Origin of the sequence: Caldicellulosiruptor bescii DSM 6725 (assembly GCF_000022325.1) — a bacterium.
Lineage (GTDB): Bacteria > Bacillota > Thermoanaerobacteria > Caldicellulosiruptorales > Caldicellulosiruptoraceae > Caldicellulosiruptor > Caldicellulosiruptor bescii.
The window spans coordinates 2,442,620-2,456,699 of the sequence record NC_012034.1 but is presented as its reverse complement, the minus strand read 5'-3'; the positions used below and the strand labels follow the sequence as shown (position 1 = coordinate 2,456,699).

At 33.8% G+C, this 14,080-nt stretch carries 15 protein-coding genes; 13 read left to right on the top strand and 2 right to left on the bottom strand.

Annotated features, from left to right (window positions below):
• The first annotated feature begins 9 nt into the window (after positions 1-9).
• From ATHE_RS11685 to ATHE_RS11675, 3 genes are all read left to right on the top strand, one after another.
• Positions 10-453 carry a type II toxin-antitoxin system RelE/ParE family toxin gene (locus ATHE_RS11685; protein WP_013402175.1) on the top strand — a complete coding sequence of 148 codons (444 nt, stop codon included), beginning with the start codon at positions 10-12 and terminating at the stop codon, positions 451-453.
• A 92-nt stretch (positions 454-545) separates the two neighbouring features.
• Positions 546-920, top strand: coding sequence for a helix-turn-helix domain-containing protein (locus ATHE_RS11680; protein WP_013429304.1), 375 nt, complete (start codon positions 546-548; stop codon positions 918-920).
• A complete protein-coding gene (locus ATHE_RS11675) occupies positions 917-1,357 on the top strand; it encodes a protein-export chaperone SecB (RefSeq protein WP_015908645.1) in 441 nt (146 codons plus the stop codon). The genes ATHE_RS11680 and ATHE_RS11675 overlap by 4 nt, the downstream gene beginning before the upstream one ends.
• Here ATHE_RS11675 and ATHE_RS11670 read toward each other — a convergent pair.
• Together ATHE_RS11670 and dinB are read right to left on the bottom strand one after the other, a co-directional pair.
• Positions 1,350-1,583: a hypothetical protein gene (locus tag ATHE_RS11670; protein WP_015908644.1), complete on the bottom strand. Its 234-nt coding sequence runs from the start codon at positions 1,581-1,583 to the stop codon at positions 1,350-1,352. The two genes, ATHE_RS11675 and ATHE_RS11670, sit on opposite strands and share 8 nt — an antisense overlap.
• A gap of 45 nt (positions 1,584-1,628) precedes the next feature.
• Positions 1,629-2,864: a DNA polymerase IV gene (gene dinB, locus ATHE_RS11665; RefSeq protein WP_015908643.1), complete on the bottom strand. Its 1,236-nt coding sequence runs from the start codon at positions 2,862-2,864 to the stop codon at positions 1,629-1,631.
• A 310-nt stretch (positions 2,865-3,174) separates the two neighbouring features.
• Here dinB and ATHE_RS15075 point away from each other — a divergent pair, with 310 nt between their 5' ends.
• The 10 genes from ATHE_RS15075 to ATHE_RS11610 all read left to right on the top strand — a co-directional run bounded on the left by ATHE_RS15075 (position 3,175) and on the right by ATHE_RS11610 (position 14,055).
• Positions 3,175-3,351: a hypothetical protein gene (locus ATHE_RS15075; protein WP_232421987.1), complete on the top strand. Its 177-nt coding sequence runs from the start codon at positions 3,175-3,177 to the stop codon at positions 3,349-3,351.
• Positions 3,352-3,434: 83 nt separating this feature from the next.
• The gene (locus ATHE_RS11655; protein WP_015908642.1) at positions 3,435-4,739 is read left to right on the top strand and encodes an MBL fold metallo-hydrolase; all 1,305 of its coding nucleotides are present in this window, start codon (positions 3,435-3,437) and stop codon (positions 4,737-4,739) included.
• A 148-nt stretch (positions 4,740-4,887) separates the two neighbouring features.
• Positions 4,888-5,280, top strand: coding sequence for a hypothetical protein (locus tag ATHE_RS11650; protein WP_041727212.1), 393 nt, complete (start codon positions 4,888-4,890; stop codon positions 5,278-5,280).
• 41 nt (positions 5,281-5,321) lie between these two features.
• Positions 5,322-6,260 (top strand): restriction endonuclease, encoded by a 939-nt coding sequence (locus ATHE_RS11645; protein WP_015908639.1) that lies wholly within the window; start codon positions 5,322-5,324, stop codon positions 6,258-6,260.
• Positions 6,261-6,473: 213 nt separating this feature from the next.
• Entirely contained in the window at positions 6,474-7,481 is a 1,008-nt protein-coding gene (locus ATHE_RS11640) for a LacI family DNA-binding transcriptional regulator (protein ID WP_015908638.1), read from the top strand.
• A gap of 221 nt (positions 7,482-7,702) precedes the next feature.
• Positions 7,703-8,980 carry an ABC transporter substrate-binding protein gene (locus tag ATHE_RS11635; protein ID WP_015908637.1) on the top strand — a complete coding sequence of 426 codons (1,278 nt, stop codon included), beginning with the start codon at positions 7,703-7,705 and terminating at the stop codon, positions 8,978-8,980.
• A 74-nt stretch (positions 8,981-9,054) separates the two neighbouring features.
• Positions 9,055-10,338: a carbohydrate ABC transporter permease gene (locus tag ATHE_RS11630; protein ID WP_015908636.1), complete on the top strand. Its 1,284-nt coding sequence runs from the start codon at positions 9,055-9,057 to the stop codon at positions 10,336-10,338.
• A 9-nt stretch (positions 10,339-10,347) separates the two neighbouring features.
• Complete coding sequence (locus tag ATHE_RS11625; RefSeq protein ID WP_015908635.1) at positions 10,348-11,199, top strand: carbohydrate ABC transporter permease; 852 nt, start codon at positions 10,348-10,350, stop codon at positions 11,197-11,199.
• Positions 11,200-11,417: 218 nt separating this feature from the next.
• Complete coding sequence (locus ATHE_RS11615) at positions 11,418-12,383, top strand: Rpn family recombination-promoting nuclease/putative transposase (protein ID WP_015908634.1); 966 nt, start codon at positions 11,418-11,420, stop codon at positions 12,381-12,383.
• Between the two features lie 142 nt (positions 12,384-12,525).
• Complete coding sequence (locus ATHE_RS11610; protein WP_015908633.1) at positions 12,526-14,055, top strand: methyl-accepting chemotaxis protein; 1,530 nt, start codon at positions 12,526-12,528, stop codon at positions 14,053-14,055.
• The last annotated feature ends 25 nt before the right edge of the window (positions 14,056-14,080 follow it).

Genomic DNA, 14,080 nt, shown 5'->3' with positions numbered 1-14,080 from the left:
TTTAATTCAATGTTACATAAGCTTAATAAAATAGTTTATGTAGAGAATTACGAGAGCGATTATGTATATGCTCATCCTTCTTTAATTGATGATTTAGATGAAATTTTGAGTGAAAGTGGGAAAGAAACTGATTTTGGAAAACAATTTAGAAAGAAAATTATTTTTTTAGAGAACCTAAAGAAAAATTGTATTCAACAAAAAAGCTTTGAGAGATTAAGCAAGCACGGTTATTTATATTCATTAAGAGTGATGGGTGTTCATAATATTCGAATATTGTTTGCTTTTTTTGCTTTGCAAGGAAAAGAAATAGTAATATTACTTAATGCTTTTCCTGAAAAAAGTAAGAGCACAAAAAATAATCCAAAAAGTTATTCATATGCGATTGAAAAAGCAGAAGAGCGAATAGAAGAACTAAAATCTGTATATGAGGACTTACAACTAATTACAAGTTGAAAGATAGAGGTTATTGATTATAAATCACGTGCAAATGGATATAATATAATAAAAGTAGTTTGCCAAAAATAGTTTGCAGGGAGATGAGAAAAATGTTAGATAATAAGAGATTAATTTCAGCCTACAAAATAGTTGAAAAATATACAAATGAAGAAGATAAAAAGTATTTTGAACTGGACGACATTTTAGTAGACATTGCTGTAAAGATTATCCAATATAGAATCAAAAATAATCTTTCCCAAAAAGAATTAGCTCAAAAGCTTGGAATTAGTCAGGCTATGGTGTCAAAACTTGAAAGTGGGGATTATAATCCTACTGTAAAAATGTTATATGAAATTGCTAAAAAACTGGGGTTTGAACTTGAGATAGAGTTTAGAGAAAAGACTGAATATGAAGAAAATTGGGTGGAAAGTAGTGAAGAGTTATTGGATGAAGTTATAAACAATGAAGTAGGTGAGGCTGCTTGATAGAAATAGGAAATTTAAAGGCAGATTTTCAACTTGTAAGTACGCGTGTTGTAAAATTTGAACTTGAGACAAAAAAAGAAGAAAGTGACGAGATTGAAGTGGAACTTAAGTGTGATTACGATATTGAGGAAATTAAGGAAAATAATGAGATATATATAGGGGCTGTTCAATTTAAAGCGGCATTTGAAGGAAAAAAGAAGAATAAAAAGTTATTTAAAATTCATATAGTGTATGAGGGGTGTTTTGCTGGGAAAAAAGAAAAACTTGGATTGGAAGATTTTAAGAACATGCTGGAATTAAACGGTATAATTACCTTGACTCATCTTACACGTTCATATATTATGTCATGCACAGCTTTAGCAGGGTTTAACCCGCCTCTGAGACTACCGTTGATAAATGTACATAAGCTTAGAGAGATGAAACATAAAACTATGTAAATTCCACAAACCACCTATTCTCATCACAAAAAAGATACAGCATTTTTGAGCGGACAAGGATTTTATATCTTATGCCTTGTCCGCCTGCTTTTAAAGAGGCAGCAGGTCTTTTTTCTATGATTTTATCAATTTCGTATGTTTTTCCATCAAGCCAGACAAACGAAATGGGGGTTATTTCTCCTTCCTTTGAAAAATGAGCATAAACTTCTACAAATATTTTTCTCATTTTAAAAACCCTCACCCTCTCATGTTTATTTTGAAAAACAAAATTTTATTTGAAAAATGCAACAGGATGGATTTTGTTGTGCAGAGGAATCTCGCAAGGCAAGTCAGATTTAGTCAAAAGTATAGCTGGCAAAACTGCGCTCTGCCCAAACCTTCTTCGAATTTGGTCAACCGTCTTTTCAAGCTGTTCTAATTTGAATTTTTTCAAACTGTCAAACTCAAGCTGATAAAATGAGTTTGCACAGACGAGATCTAAAGCTCTTACGCCAAGCGACCTTATGCTATTTTTAAAGTTCCAGTGTTTTTTGAATATTTCAAAAGCTTTTTGAGAGATTTCTCTTGCCAAAAAAGTAGGATTTTTGAGTTTTTCCTGCCTTGTTATTGAAAAAAGGAAGCTATCTCTTATCCAAACTTGGACTGTATAACATTTTAAATACTGCTGACGAAGCCTCTGCGCAACAGACTCAGAAAGCATTCTAATAACATATTCTGCATCTTCATAACAAGTCAAATCTCTCGGCAGTGTTATGCTATTGCCAATTCCTTTGATGTTGTCTTCAAAAAGTGGGGGAGTAACTGGGGTGGTGTCAAGCCCATTTGCAAATATCCAGAGCACTTCACCCCATTTGCCAAGGATTCTTTTAAGATATTCAGGTGAGCTTTTGGCTATATCACCTATTGTGTAAATTGCCCTTGAACTGAGCTTCTTTTCTGTTGCGCTACCGACATACAAGAGGTCTTTTGCAGGCAGTGGCCAAACAATTTGTTTAAAGTTTTCTTTTGTGATAACTGTTACAGCATCGGGCTTTTTATAGTCGCTTCCAAGCTTTGCAAACACCTTGTTAAAGGATACTCCAACCGATACTGTCAGACCAAGTTCACTTTTTATTCTTTCTTTGATTTCATAAGCAATCTTTCTGCCACTTCTTAAAATACCTGTAGATTGACTTACATCAAGCCAACACTCATCAATCCCAAACGGTTCTATCAAATCGGTATACTCAGAATATATTCTTTGTACAAGTTTTGAAAAACGTATATAAAGAGGGAAATTGGGTTTCAAGATAACAAGGTTTGGGCATTTTTTAAGTGCTTGCCATATAACATCACCTGTTTGAATACCATATGACTTTGCGATCTGGTTTTTTGCAAGAACTATCCCATGCCGAAGTTCGCTTTCACCGCAAACAGCAACAGGCTTGTTTCTCAGCTCAGGCTGATAAAGACATTCAACAGATGCATAGAAGTTGTTAAGATCACAGTGTAAAATCACCCTGCCCACTTTTTCTCACCCATCGAACATGAGTTTGTATATATATTATATCACCGAAAATTTGTTTGGTAAATGGAAGTTTTAAACAACTAAAATGGAGAAAGATTTGAGTATTGGCTATAAGAATGGACATATTTTTATCAATAGACGATGAAAGGATTTTTATAATAAAATTGTAAATTTAAAGATTGTAATTCAGGATAATAATTTAAGAAATCATTAAGTCACATTCGCTTATTTTTGTGCTAAGCGTGTTTGTTATTTTCCATTTTACTCCAGAAGGAGCTATTCAATTTTATGTAAGTTTTGAGAGAGGTCCTTGGGTAGCAGAGAATATGACAATCAAGCGGGGAGACTTTTTGACAAAAGTTATGGTACACAGTACATTGTGGAAGGTTATAAAGATCTTCAAACGGGGATGAAAGTGCGCTTTTTCTATCTTCGCAAAAATAGTATTGGTCTGTGGGAAATAACCACTGTTGGCACGGGTCCATAAATAAGAAGAGTCAATGTTATTTTAAAGAGAAGATGGGTAAATAAAGTATAAAATAAAAATGTTTGATTCTGGCAGGTGATTTGATGGAGAAAAACTTTGTAAGCCAATATAATTTCTGGAGTGTAGGGCAGGGCTTATTTGTTACTATGAAGTTTAATGATATAAACGTTGTTTATGATTGCGGTTCAGTTCAGAAAAAATTAGTTGATAGGCAAGTTGAAAAATATGTAGAGACTTTGCCAGCAGATAAAAAAGTTAATATTATCTTCATCTCTCACTTTCATGAGGACCATATCAATGGAATTTTTAAACTTTTAGAATGCATAAATAAAGTAGATTATGTGTTTATCCCCTATATTCCTTTACCAAACAGAATATACATTCTTATGAATTTATTAAAGAATCTTAATTATTTGAGAGACAATCACGTAATAAGACTTGTCGAATTTATATTTGATCCACTAAGTTACATAGAAGAAAACTTTTCAAATAAAGTCGGAGAAAGAGTGGTAGTTGTTATAGAAGGAAAGGAAAAAAGAGATGATGAAGGAGGAGATAATATTTCTGAAAAGCGAGGGTTAAATATTAACAGAAGAGCATTTTTTGATGAAGGAAGTTTTGAAGCTGGATTGGCCAATAGAATTGAGGTTTTTGATACCGGTAAGAAATTATACAACTCTAATTATCCAATCTCTATTTCTGAAATTGAAAAAGGGAGACCGACAAAATTTATCGATATTCGGTGTTTTAACTACATAGGAATTGAAGACTTAAGAAAGATGGAAGAAGGGCTGGAAGAGTTTAAAAAGGAAATAATTAAAATTACACAAGGTAAGAAAGGAAAAGAACTTGTTAGACGGTTGTTAGAGGAAAGAAAGATGATAAAGAATCTATACGAACATTTAAATAAAAAAATTAAATGTGGAAATTTCAATCATACTTCTCTATGTGTGCTTATTAACGACAATATAAAAGAGTTGGCAAAAAAAGTCCAAATACATTCATTGGAAAAATGGAATTGGTGTTCGGGATGCTGTATCGAAAAGATAGAGAGTATCAATTTTTACAATAAAGAATTGTTTACTACTTTATTAACTGGTGATATTAATCTAAAAAATAAAAAAATTAGAAATAAACTTCTATCTCATTTTAAACTTCGTCAACTAAGTGCAATGAATTCAATTTCAGAGAAGGAAATAGACTTATTTGTCGTACCGCATCATGGCTCAAAAAGTAGCTGGTCTAATGAAATGCTGAAATATTGCGATGAGCTTTGTATTCTCTTGTTTCCAATTACTTGTAGATGTTTTGCAAGATTTGGTGAATTTCCATCGTCAGATGTAAGAAGCGAATTGAAAAAGAAATATTTTAGATTCAGTCTAATATAAGAAAAAACAAGGAGTGAAAAAGTATGAGCGATTTCTTCTATGTAATTATAAATGGTATACCTATTAAAAGTGAGTGTAATTCATATCTTCAAATAATTGACACTACATACAAAAAATTTTGAGAGGTCGACTTAGTAAAGAAGGAGATTTGGGAAGTTATTGGGAAATTGAGTGGTTGAAAGATCAGATGAATTCTGCAAATACGAAAAATAGAAATTTTTTATTTAATCTTGAAATATGTTTTGAAAATAAATTATATAAACCAACCAAAATTAGGTATCTGGTAAATAGCGCCAATTTTTTAATAGAAGCAAATCCTGTAAAGGATATAGTCAAAGTAAAACTGAATAACACAAAGAAAATCTACAATTATGAAAAATATGACTTAAGGAAGTTTGTTAATGTTTTAAAAAATGATTTCGATTTAAAAAAAGAGTTAAGTGAAAAGATAGAAAGAGACAAAACAGTAATTTTTACCAAAATCCTCAAAAGCAGAATTGAATCGCACGAAAGAGTTTTGGAAAGGGATTTATCACTTTAATGTAGAAAATATTATAAAAAATACATCAAGAGGTGATAAAGGTGTCGTTATCTTTGGCAGAGAGTGCTGCTATTGAAAAGATTTCAAAGTTGCTTTATAGTTTTTTACCCTGGAAGCCCCATCCGTACGCTAACCCGTACATTTCATATAAGGCAATTGCTTTGGAATTAGGATTGAAAGATTTTTATTATGCAGAAGGTAGTAAACACCAGGGAATAAAATTTTTATTAGAGAACACATATGAAAAGAAGAGAGATTTATTTTGCAAATTAATAACAGAAATAGTACGTAGAGGCATAACCTATAGAAACACTAAAAATGATCCCGTAAAAAGAGAAGAAATATTAGAATTAAATAATCTTATTCTTCAACTACAATTTAAAATACCCGAGTTATGGGATAAAAAATTTATTGATTCATTACCTACTAATAGTCCCGTCCATGTTAAACCTTCTTTGATCTCAGATGAAACTAAAGAAAAGAAAGATTTACAAATATTAGAGAATTTGAGTAGAAGATTAATTGATATATCAAAGTTAACACCTCAAGAACGAGGATATGAGTTTGAGAAATTTTTGAATGATATGTTCGATTTTTACAATTTAAATCCTAAATCGCCTTTTAGAGTAACAGGCGAACAAATTGATGGGAGTTTTGAATTCGACGGGGATATATATTTAGTAGAAGCTAAGTGGCAATCAAAACAAATTGGTTTTGAAGATTTGGCAGCATTTCAAAAAAAAGTAGAAGGTAAAGCTACATGGAATAGGGGAGTTTTTGTAAGTTTTAATGGTTTTTCACAAGATGGTATAAAAGCTTTTGAAAGAGCTGGTCCAACAAGTATAATTTGTATAGATGGACGTGATTTATACTGCGTATTAGAAGGTAAAGTGACATTGCCTCAATTAATTAAATTAAAAATTAGAAGAGCTGGTGAGACAGGAGAAGTATATGTGTCAGCTTATGAGTTGATATTGTAAGTTCTTGTTTTATGAACAGATTGATTCCTAAAACTCATAAAGAAAAAAAGAGCCATTTTTGTGGGGCTCTTTTTTGTTGTCTTTGTTCAACAAAATTTCGCACATTTTATACAAAATATGTATTGATTTCGTCAAAGTTAACTGCTATATTTTTATTTAAAGCCAAAATCGATTACGTACCAATATAAATCAAAGAAGAAAAGGATGAGGAAGATGAAGTACACAATAAAAGACATAGCAAAGATAACTGGCTATTCTGTTGCGACAATTTCAAGGGCGCTGAGCGGTAAAGAAGGAGTAAGCGAGGAAAAAAGAAAAGAAATCTTAAGAATTATAGACCAACTTGGATATATTCCAAACCAGAGTGCAAGGAGGCTAAGGAGCAAACAAACAAAAAATATTCTTGTGATGATACCAGACATAGAAAATTACTTTTTTAATAAGCTAATAAAAGGTATTGAAGCAGAGGCGCGTGAAAAAGGTTATAATATCATCCTTGGCGATTTTTCAGACTCTCAGGAAATTGAAGAAGAGTACTACAAGATGATGAAAGGGCAGATAGCAGATGGGATATTGATTGTTGGAAGTTTGAGTGGGCCTCAAAAGGTTATTGAAATGTCCAGACAGTTTCCAATGGTTGTAATTTCTGACTATTTTTCAGACGAGCTTGTGACGGTGTGTATTGACAATTTCAAAGCTGCATATGATGCTACCATGTTTTTGTACAAATGTGGATATCGAAGAATTGCTAAAATAACAGGGAAAATTGGATCGATACTATCTCAAGACAGATTGAAAGGATATAGGATGGCACTTGAGAACTTAGGGTTAGATAGAGATGAAAAATATATAAAATATGGTGATTTCAAGTACGAAAGTGGCTACAGGCTTGCAATAGAACTCTTAAATGCAAAACCTTGTCCGGATGCAATATTTTGCTCAAACGATGAAATGGCAATTGGTGCATGTGATGCAGCAAAAGATCTGGGTTTTTCCATTCCCGATGAACTTGGGATTATGGGATTTGATAATATTGAACTTTCATCAATAGTAACACCGAAAATCACCACAGTTCATCAGCCCCGATACGAAATGGGGAGGCTGGCTGCACAACTTTTGATAAAAAAATTAACAGGAGAAAAAGTTTCAAAAGGCAAATATATCCTTGACACTTCAATAATTCCAAGAGATTCGACCAAAAATGCAAATATCACAAAATGAATAGTTTTTTTTTAAAAACCTATTGACAAATTGAACAAGATATAATATATTTTATTTAGCGTAAACGATTACGGTGGAAGACAAAAATAATTGCCTGGCCTACACAAAACTATTTAGAATCAGACCAGGCATAAAAGAGGTATTATCCCATCATATGGGATAATATACAACTCCCAATTTATATTATATCATAAAACTCATTAAAAGGAGGTATTTTTGTAATGAAAAGATTTATAGCTGTGATGGTTTTAATTGCTTTTAGTGTAGGTTTGTTTTTAGCCTTTGGTCCTGCCAATTCTAATGCCGCTTCTAAAAAACAGGTCACAATTACTTATGTTCGAGGCAAGGACGAAACACACGCAACAGAAAAGATTATCAAAGAGTTCATGAAGAAAAACCCAGACATCAATGTAATCTACAAAGAAAATCCATCTGACACAGGCCAAAATCACGATCAGCTTGTAACAGTTCTGAGTGCTGGTGGTTCTGACATTGATGTGTTTGACATGGACGTTATCTGGCCAGCTGAGTTTGCTCAAGCAGGTTACACACTTCCTCTTGACAGATTCATAAAGCGCGACAAGACTAATCTCAATGACTACATTAAAGGAACAATTGATGCTGCAAGATTTAAAGGACAGATGTGGGCATTTCCAAGATTTATTGATGCAGGACTTCTTTATTACAGAAAAGACATTGTTCCTCAAAATGAACTTCCAAAGACATGGGATGATTTGATTAAAGTTGCTAAGAAATATAAAGGTAAAAACGGAACAAAGTACGGATTTTTAATGCAGGCAAAGCAATATGAAGGCCTTGTTTGTGATGCAATTGAATATATAGCATCTTATGGTGGCAAGGTTGTTGATGAGAGTGGAAACATTGTTGTCAACAATCAAGGAACAATTGATGGACTAAACATGATGAGAAAAGTTATAACATCCGGGATTGTTCCGCCAAACATCAATACATTCACAGAGGTTGAAACGCATACAGCTTTCATAAATGGTCTTTCAGTCTTTGCAAGAAACTGGCCTTACATGTGGGCAATGATAAATAGTCCACAGTCAAAAGTGAGAGGAAAAGTTGGAATTTTACCTCTTCCAAAAGGTTCAAAAGGGTCTGCAGCTTGTCTTGGTGGATGGATGGTAGGTATAAACAAATTCTCGAAAAATCCGGAAGCTTCCTGGAGACTTTTAAAGTTCCTTGTACAAAAAGAAGGACAGAAACTTATGGCTATTTACAATGGAAATGTTCCTGTTTACAAACCACTTTTCAATGATAAAGATGTTATAAAAGCTAACCCACTAATAGGTGATAAGAAATTTATTGAAGCTATATTAGCTGCTGTTCCAAGACCTGTGTCGCCAATTTACCCAAAGATTTCAGATGTTATGCAAATTGAACTTTCAAATATTGTAAACGGTAAGAAGGATGTAAAAACAGCTGTTGCTGATATGGACAAGAAATTAAAAGAAGTTGTAAAAACTTCAAAGTAATTCTAATAGTTATTTCATTGGCAGGTTCAAGATTTTCTTGAGCCTGCCAATCAAGTTTAAAGGGGAGGGAAAAGATGGACAGAAAGGAAAAAGTGTTTGGATATTTGTTTTTACTACCTGCAGTTTTAATATTCATCTTTGTTGCGGTGATTCCACTTGTGCAGGTTTTCGTCTTCAGCTTATTTGACATTCAGCTAAATAACCCAACAAAAAGCGAGGTTTCACTTTCATACAAGATAGATGTAGAAAACTATGCTAATACTCTTTTTACAGCTACTTCAATAATTGATAGTATAAAAATGGAAGCTTTGAATGATAGTCAAAAAAAGACAATTTCAAGAATAAAACATCTCTTGGCTATGATGGAGAAAAGCATTTTTAATACAAAGACCAGAATAGACAGGCTCAACAAGGTAAATGAACTTTTAAATAACTTTCACCCAGTAGATAACAAACTAAAATATCTACCAGTGGCTGCTAAAGAGATAAATCAATATAATACATATTTTAAGAAAATCATGGACCTTACAAACTCTTTGCCAAACACGCAAGAGATGAATGATTTAAAACAGGCACTTTTAGCGTTTGACCAGGTGATAGTTAAACCAAACTTTGTTGGTCTTCAGAACTATAGCTACTATCTAAAAGATTCAAGGTTTTTGTCAGCTATAAAAAATACACTTTTGTTTACAGTTGTAACAGTGTTTTTTGAACTTGTATTTGGTCTGATGCTTGCAGTTGTTATGCACAAAGTAGCAAGCCTGAAAAATGTTTTCAAAAGTATTATTCTTTTGCCATGGGCTATTCCAACAGTGATATCAGCTTTGATGTGGAAGTTTATGTATGACGGTCAGGTTGGCATCTTGGCAAAGTTTTTTGCAGACATTGGACTTATTAAAAGCTCGGCAGATCTTTTATCGAGCACTACAAACGCGATGATTGCGGCAATGACAGCAGATATCTGGAAAACAACACCCTATATTGCAATATTGCTTGTTGCAGGACTTCAAACAATTCCGGAGTCACTGTATGAGGCTGCAAAAGTGGATGGAGCAAATGCAGTTTATCAATTTTTCAGGATTACACTACCGATGTTAAAACCAACCATACTTGTTGCCCTGCTTTTTAGAACCTTGGATGCATTTAGAGTATTTGACCTGATTTATGTTTTGACTGGTGGCGGTCCTGCAAACTCAACAGAGACAGTCTCTATCTACACTTACAAAACTCTATTTAACCAGCTTGACTTTGGAAGAGGTTCGACTTTGGCAGTTTTGATTTTTATAATGGTGACAATTATAAGCTTTATCTATATAAAGATTCTTGGCGCAGAGGTATTTTCACATCAAAAGAGGTGATAAAGTAAAATGAAGAAAAAAAAGAAGCTGACAGGCGAGAAAATAGCAAAGATTGTAATGAATTTGATAATTATATTCGCTTTGATTGTAATTTTGTTTCCGTTTTATTGGTTGTTTCTTACCTCTATAAGACCAAAAAGCGAAATATTCAATATTTCATCTCTTATAACACTAAAGCCTCATATTGGTAATTACAAGATGGTATTTACTGAACGGCCATTTGCAAGATATATTTTAAACAGCTTTGTAATAGGACTTGAAACTACAGTTATATCAATTGTGATTGCCAGCTTTGCAGCATATGCAATTGCAAAGACAAATATCTCACCTAAGATAAAAAACATTGTTTTAAGTCTTTCATTGGCTGTCTCAATGTTTCCACAAATTACAATTGTATCTCCTATTTACGTTATGGTAAAAAACTTAGGGCTTAGAAACAGCTTTTTTGGGCTTTTAATTCCATACACCACATTTTCACTGCCACTTGCAATCTGGTATCTGACAACATTTTACCAAGGTGTATCTCATGAAATTGATGAGGCAGCAAAGATTGATGGCTGCAATACATTCCAGATATTTTATAAAATAATAACTCCGCTTATAGCACCGGGGATTTTTACTGCAGCGATATTGATATTTATATCTGCGTGGAATGAGTTCTTGTTTGCCCTGGTCATCAACACAGATGATATCTGGAGAACAGTATCTGTTGGGATTGTTATGTTCCAGGGGAGATATACAATTCCATGGGATGAGATTTCAGCAGCTGCAATTGTGGTAATGATTCCGCTTGTGCTTATGGTATTTGTATTCCAGCAAAGAATTGTGTCGGGTCTGACAGCTGGAGCTGTGAAAGAATAAGAATTTGTAGGGGCTATTCTGAAAGGAGTTTTTGAAAACCTCAACAGAGGTTTTTGACCTTTTAGCCCATTTTGATATCAATTTTAGGATGATGGGAGGCTTAAACAAACGAGTATTAATAGTGAGATGCTGCTTGTATGCTCTTTGTCTTTATGGTATAATTTTAAACAGAAGAAAAAACTATAGCTGGATAAAAATTAATTATAAGGATGAAGTAGATGCAGCAGAAAGTACCGCATAACCAGTATGATTTGACGTTCAAAAGATTATTTCAATTCAAGGAAGTATTTTTAAACTTTTTAAGGAGCAATATAAATAGAGAATGGGTAAATAGAATAGATGCTGAGAGTTTAGAGTTTGTTGACAGGAGTTTTATTAAGGACGAGTTTGTAGAAAAAGAAGCAGATGTCATATATAGAGCAAGATTAGAAGATACGGACATATACTTTTATGTGTTAATAGAACCACAATCCACTGCAGACAAAAGTATGCCGAAAAGATTGTTTGAGTATATGAGCTTGGTATGGAAAAGACACATGGAAGAGAAGGCAGATGAGTTATTACCGCCAATTGTTCCGATAGTGTTGTACAATGGTAGAAGCAGCTGGAACATACCGACCCAGATATTTAAAGGTTTTGATATATTCAAGGATGATATGTTTAACTATATCCTGGTTGATGTAAATAGGCTTGATGATGAAAAGCTAAGAAGTAGGTTAGACCTTTTAAGTATTATTCTTTATTTAGAAAAGTCAAGAAGAAATGCAGAGGAGTTTGTAGAAAAGCTCAGTGAAGTGTCAGAATATGTTTGTAAGTTACCACAGCCGCAGCTAAAAGTGTTTTGTTCATGGCTGCTCAGGATAGTAAAACCGCAGGTGAGAGAGGAGATGAAAAGCAGAATAGATGAATTATTGGAGAAGATAGAAGCTGAGGGGGTGGAAGATGTGGGTGAGTTTATATTCAATGTTCAGCAGCTGATACAGGAGTATTACAAAGAGGCAGAAGAAAAAGGCAAAGAAAAAGGTTATGAAGAAGGCATACAGGAAGGTATACAGCGAAAAGAAGAAGAAATTGTTAGAAGGCTTATTCAAAAAGGGTTTGATAATAATTTCATAGCTGAAGCAACAGGGGTTGAGATTGATAGGATAAAGAAGATAAGAGAAGAATATACGAAATATTCTTAATTCCCCTTTGCTATTCTCAAATGTCTGTGTTATAATAAAAATAAAAATTTATACTTCTACCAAAACAAAGGCGTTTTGGGGCGATGAGCTTCAAAGCGCCTTTAATTTTTTTGTAAAACTTTTTTCATGGGGGTTTTGCAAGATGCAGGTTGTATTGACTATCTTGGGTGCGCTTGTACTATCAGTCGTATTTTCAATTCTGATTTTAAAAATCTTTGTTGACAAGACACTTTCAATTTTGCAGGGCAAGAACAACCTCAGCGCAATTGAAAAGCTCTTTTTGAAACCTGTGAAAGACTGGGCAGTATCTTTTCAAAGTTTTCTAAGTGACATATTCAAAGAAATTGACCTTGCATACAACAAGATCTTGTCTGTTGCTTATGACATCGAAGCAAGCGCAGAAAAGAACCAGCAGCAATCTAATCTTGTGCTTTCAAACAGCAGGGACATTCAAAATTCCATCTCAGGGCTTTTGGTAGGCTTGAAACTTGTCCTTCAACACATTGAAAGTGCATACACAAATGTTTCTGACCTTGAAGAATTCATGGCTCATTTCAGAGAAAAAAACCAGAATATTCAAGAAGACATTCAAAAGCTGCTTGCAGAGGTGTCAAGCGATTTGGAAAATATGGTTTTGGAAAATACAGCGTATACCCAGAAAATAGCAGACAAAATAACCAAACTCAAGGCTGTTTTCAAAAAGGTAGAAGATTTTCTTGGCACAATTGTAAAAATTTCAGAGCAGATAAACATCCTTGCACTGAACGCTTCTATTGAATCTGCAAAGCTTGAAAGTGTGCTTGGCGAGAATTTCAAAACAGGCTTTCATGTAATTGCTGACCAAATCCGAAGACTTTCAAATGATACAAAAACGACTGCAGACGAGATTGGAGACTTTATCATAGAGATTTCTGGCATAGTTGATGGAATTTCAAGCCTAAGCGAGAAAAGTAAGGATATTATATCAATGCAGGTAGAATATGGCAAGACTACTTTCCAGAGATTAAATCAAGTATCTCAGCTTGTTGACTACACAAACAAGAAGATTTCACAAGCCTCAGAGAAACTTTCTGTCCAGTACTCTATTGTGAATGATCTTAAGCACTATGTAACAAGACTGGAAAATAGCTACATCGCTGTCGATTTGAGCACCAGCAGAATTTTGAGTTCTGTAGAGGTAAGTAAAAAAACTGCAGAAAGGCTTATGCGGCTTATGAACAGGCTTGTTGACATGTGCAGGGAGTTTGAGTCTGTCAGAAATGACATCTCAGTAAAAATTACAAAGAGAGTAGAGATAGAAGTAAACCAGCAACGCATTACAGAAGCTATTGAAATAATTGAAAATGAAGTTATTCCGCAGCTTGTTTTAAGCTGGCAGAAAGAGCTCAATCACAAAGAGGTTATAGACCAGAGTCTTCAAAAGTTTTCTAATATACTTGAGGCTCTGTGGACAAACAACCCTGATGGAACGTTCATTTACTCAAATCCGCCGGAGGGCATAGAAAACGCAAAAGTCAGGGAATGGTTCACAAAAGCAGTGGCAGGTCACACATATGTATCTTCAGCTTACATCTCAGCTATAACAAGAAACTACTGCATTACAGTTTCTATGCCTGTATATGACTGTATTGGTAAGCTTTTGGGAGTGATAGGCGCAGATATAAAGCTGTAAATAGTGAAATGTTCACAAACAGGTT